The sequence below is a fragment of the Sphingomonas sp. genome (assembly GCF_031380695.1).
In the GTDB taxonomy this organism is placed as follows: domain Bacteria; phylum Pseudomonadota; class Alphaproteobacteria; order Sphingomonadales; family Sphingomonadaceae; genus Sphingomicrobium.
This window is the reverse complement of sequence record NZ_JANMWY010000151.1, coordinates 1-3,885: the sequence shown is the minus strand read 5'-3', so window position 1 is coordinate 3,885 and position 3,885 is coordinate 1. Positions and strand designations below refer to the sequence as shown.

Below are 3,885 nucleotides of genomic sequence, written 5' to 3'. Positions count from 1 at the left end.
CGGAAATTGCTTTGGCCGAGAAGCCGAAATCGCGCATGAAGTGGGTTCCGTAACGTCGATTGTCTCTGCACTCGATTCGTTAAGATGTAGTCCCAGCCGCCACTTGCTATGTCTCGATCAATAAGAAGCGGGACCCCGGGTCAAGCCCGGGGCGACGGCGGGGGTGAAGGCGGGCGTTGGCCGACCTTCGTTCAGCGCGTCACCCGGGTCACATGCCCCATCTTCCGCCCCGGCCGCGCCGCGCCCTTGCCGTACAAATGCAGATGCGCGCCCGGATCGGCGATCAGCTCGGCCCAGCGGTCGACCTCGTCCCCCAGCAGATTGTCCATCGCCACCGCCCGCCCGGTCATGCCAACCGCCCCTAGCGGCAGGCCGCACACCGCGCGGATGTGCTGTTCGAACTGCGAGGTTTCGGCGCCTTCGATCGTCCAGTGGCCACTGTTGTGGACGCGGGGGGCGATTTCGTTGACGAGCGGGCCGGCGGGGGTGGCGAAATATTCGACCGCCATCACGCCGACATGGCCGAGGGCGTCGGCCAGCGTGCGCGCCTGTCCGATGGCGGTGTCAAGATCGGCGAGGCCGGAGGGGACGTCGGAGCGGCGCAGGATGCCGTCTTCGTGGCTGTTGCGCGGCACGTCCCAGCAGGCGATGTCGCCGGTCGCGGTACGGGCGAGGAGGACGGAATATTCGGCGTCGTAGGCGACCGCGGCTTCGGCAACGGCGGGCTGGCGGCCGATGCTGTCCCAGGCGGCAACGGCGTCGTCGGGGTGGCGGATCCACGCCTGGCCCTTGCCGTCGTAGCCGAGGCGGCGGCTCTTGAGCACCAGCGGCAGGCCGAGCGCGGTGACGGCGGCGGTGACGTCGTCGAGTGCATTGACCTCACGCCACGGGGAGACGCGCGCGCCGCTCGCCTCGATGAAGCGTTTCTCGGCGGCGCGGTCTTGGGCGATGGCGAGCGAGCGGGTGCCGGGACGCAGCTTGTCGCCGAGCGCTTCGAGCGGCGCGACGGGGAGGTTTTCGAACTCGTAAGTGACGACGTCGACTTCTGCGGCGAAGCGGGCCAGCGCGTCGGCATCGTCGAAGCTGGCGCGGGTATAGTCCGCCGTGACGACCGCCGCGCAGGGCGAATCCTCCGGCGCGAGGACATGAACCTTGTAGCCCAATGGCGCGGCGGCGAGCGCGAGCATCCGGCCGAGCTGGCCGCCGCCGATGATGCCGATGGTTCCGCCCGGCGCGATTCTCATTCGGGTGATTCGGCCACGGCGTCGGTCTGGGCGCTGCGCCACGCGGCCAGCCGCCGAGCCAGGGCGGGATCGTTCAGCGCGAGGATTGACGCGGCGAGCAGCGCGGCGTTGATCGCGCCGGGCTTGCCGATGGCGAGCGTGCCGACCGGGACGCCGGCGGGCATCTGGACGATCGAGAGCAAGCTGTCGACGCCGCCGAGCGCCTTCGATTCGACTGGCACGCCGAGCACCGGCAGCGCGGTCATCGACGCCGCCATGCCGGGCAGATGCGCCGCGCCTCCCGCACCCGCGATGATGATCCTGAGGCCCCGCGCGGCGGCGGCGGCGGTATAGTCGTAGAGCCGCTGCGGCGTGCGGTGGGCCGAGACGATCTTGCTTTCATGGCCAATGCCGAGCGCGGCGAGCGTGTCGGCGGCGTGGCGCATCGTCTCCCAGTCGGAGCGGCTGCCCATGATGATGCCGATGTCGATGCTGTTATCCGCCACGCACGTTCGCCCCGTTTCCCCGCGAAGCCACCTTGCTTAGGAAGATGCGCCGGGTGGCGCAATGTGGGACAGGGATCAAAGCCGCGTTTGCCGTCGTTTTGATCTGGGATATGAGGGATGCGTCGCCGACGCGCGTTCAGGGATGGCAACAGGTGCAACATGGCATGACCGAGCCCAAGGACACGGAGATCGCCCGCCTGCGCGGACGCGTGGCCCAGCTCGAGGCGCGCTGTGCCGAGCTCGACCGGCTGGCGCATCATGATTCGCTGGTGCCGCTGCCCAATCGGCGCGGGTTTTTGCGGGCGCTGGAGCTGGGAATCGCGCGCGTCGTGCGATACGGCGAGCCGTCGGCAGTGCTGTTCGTCGATCTCGACGGGCTCAAGCTGGTCAACGACCGCCATGGTCATGAGACGGGCGATCGCGCGCTGATCCATGTAGCGGCGATGCTGGTCAGCGGCGAGCGATCGACCGACTGTGTCGGGCGGCTGGGCGGCGACGAATTCGGCATCCTGCTCGACCATGCCGACGAGCAGAGCGCGGCCGAGACGGCGGCGCGGCTGGTCGAAATGGTAGCGGGAGAGCGGTTCGAGATTGGCGCGGCAACGGTGCCGCTGTCGGTGGCGATCGGGATGACGATGATCGAAGCGGGGGATACGCCGGCGTGTGTGCTCGCGCGGGCGGACCAGGCGATGTACCGGGGGAAAGTGGCGGCTTAGGGTGCTACAGCGTCCCTACCGCTCGCTCAGATAATAGCGGTCCTTCACCGCGAAATCGTCGCCTAGCTCATAGACGATCGGCTGGCCGGTCGGGATTTCGAGGCCGACGATGTCGCGGTCGGCGATGTTCGACAGATATTTCTCCAGCGCGCGGAGCGAGTTGCCGTGGGCGGCGACGATGACGCGCTCGCCGGCGGTCAGCGCGGGGGCGATGTGGTTCTCGAAATAAGGGAGCACGCGCGCAATGGTGTCCTTGAGGCTTTCGGTCGTCGGCACCGGCAGCCCGGCGTAGCGGCGGTCGGAGGCGACGTCATATTGGCTGTCGGCGTCCAGCGGCGGCGGCGGGATGTCGAACGAGCGGCGCCAGATCTTGACCTGCTCCTCGCCGACCTTCGCGACCGTCTCGGCCTTGTTCAGGCCCGTCAGCCCGCCATAGTGACGCTCGTTAAGTTCCCACGCCTTGGTCACCGGCAGCCACGAGCGACCCATTTCCGCCAGCACCAGATCGAGCGTGCGGATCGCGCGGGTCTGGAGCGAGGTGAAGCAGCGGTCGAAATCGAAGCCCTTTTCCTTGAGCAGGCGCCCGGCGGCGCGTGCCTCGCCCTCGCCCTGCTCGGTCAGGTCGACGTCCCACCAGCCGGTGAAGCGGTTTTCGAGGTTCCATTGCGATTGGCCGTGGCGGAGCAGGACGAGGGTCGGCATGCTATTTGGCCGCCGTCAGATCGGGCAGTGTCGCGTGGAGCGCGTCGAGGCAGGCGGCGGCGAGATATTTTGAGCGCTCGGGCGACCAGCCGTAGAGCTCGTCGGGCAGGTCGCTATTGTCCTTGAACGGCATTTCGAGCGTCATCGACACGCAGCCGAAGCGCTCGGCGAGCTGGGTCGTCGACATCGACATATTGGCCTTTCCCGGCGGCGCGCTGTCATAGCCCTGGCGCGTCTGGAAATCGGGCGAAAGCCGTTCGAGCGCGTCGGAGAAGGTTTTAAACAGGGCCGACTGGCGGTCGGTCAGCGAGGGAATGCCTTCGAACCCGGCGAGGAAATTGGCCGGGATTGCCTCGTCGCCGTGGACGTCCATCGCGAACGCCGGGGGAGCGGCGTCCATCGCATTGCGGACGTAAAGCACTTCGGGGCTGCGATCGGCGGTCGGGGCGTGCCATTCGCGGTTGAGGTTGACGCCGGCGGCGTTGGTCCGCAAATGGCCGCGGCGCGATCCGTCGGGGTTCATGTTGGGCACGACATGGAAGGTGCAGTCGCGGCGCAGGATGCGGGCGACGGGATCGTCGGGATCGGTCAATTTCTCCAGCGCACCCTCCATCCACCATTCGGCCATCGATTCGCCGGGATGCTGACGGGCGTAGAGCCACACGGTGAGGTCGCCCTCGCCGATCGTCAGGCAGTCGATGTCCTGTCCGTCGAGGCTGAGCCCGAGCGAGCGGTAGG

Annotated in this window: 5 protein-coding genes; 1 reads left to right on the top strand and 4 read right to left on the bottom strand. The window is 67.9% G+C overall.

From position 1 onward, the window contains the following. Positions 1–191: 191 nt before the first annotated feature. Together RMN84_RS05790 and purE are read right to left on the bottom strand one after the other, a co-directional pair. Positions 192–1,244, bottom strand: a complete 1,053-nt coding sequence (locus tag RMN84_RS05790) for a 5-(carboxyamino)imidazole ribonucleotide synthase (protein ID WP_309611248.1) — start codon at positions 1,242–1,244, stop codon at positions 192–194. Further along, the gene (gene purE, locus RMN84_RS05785; protein WP_405051446.1) at positions 1,241–1,696 is read right to left on the bottom strand and encodes a 5-(carboxyamino)imidazole ribonucleotide mutase; all 456 of its coding nucleotides are present in this window, start codon (positions 1,694–1,696) and stop codon (positions 1,241–1,243) included. Before purE ends, RMN84_RS05790 begins: the two co-directional genes overlap by 4 nt. Positions 1,697–1,893: 197 nt before the next feature. On the opposite strand from purE, the gene RMN84_RS05780 reads away from it, so the two are divergent. Further along, entirely contained in the window at positions 1,894–2,445 is a 552-nt protein-coding gene (locus tag RMN84_RS05780) for a GGDEF domain-containing protein (RefSeq protein WP_309611246.1), read from the top strand. Positions 2,446–2,460: 15 nt separating this feature from the next. On the opposite strand, the gene gpmA is transcribed toward RMN84_RS05780, so the two are convergent. Next, entirely contained in the window at positions 2,461–3,147 is a 687-nt protein-coding gene (gene gpmA / locus RMN84_RS05775; RefSeq protein ID WP_309611245.1) for a 2,3-diphosphoglycerate-dependent phosphoglycerate mutase, read from the bottom strand. A gap of 1 nt (position 3,148) precedes the next feature. After that, on the bottom strand, positions 3,149–3,885 hold a 737-nt coding region (locus tag RMN84_RS05770; protein ID WP_309611244.1), incomplete at its 5' end, for a carboxypeptidase family protein.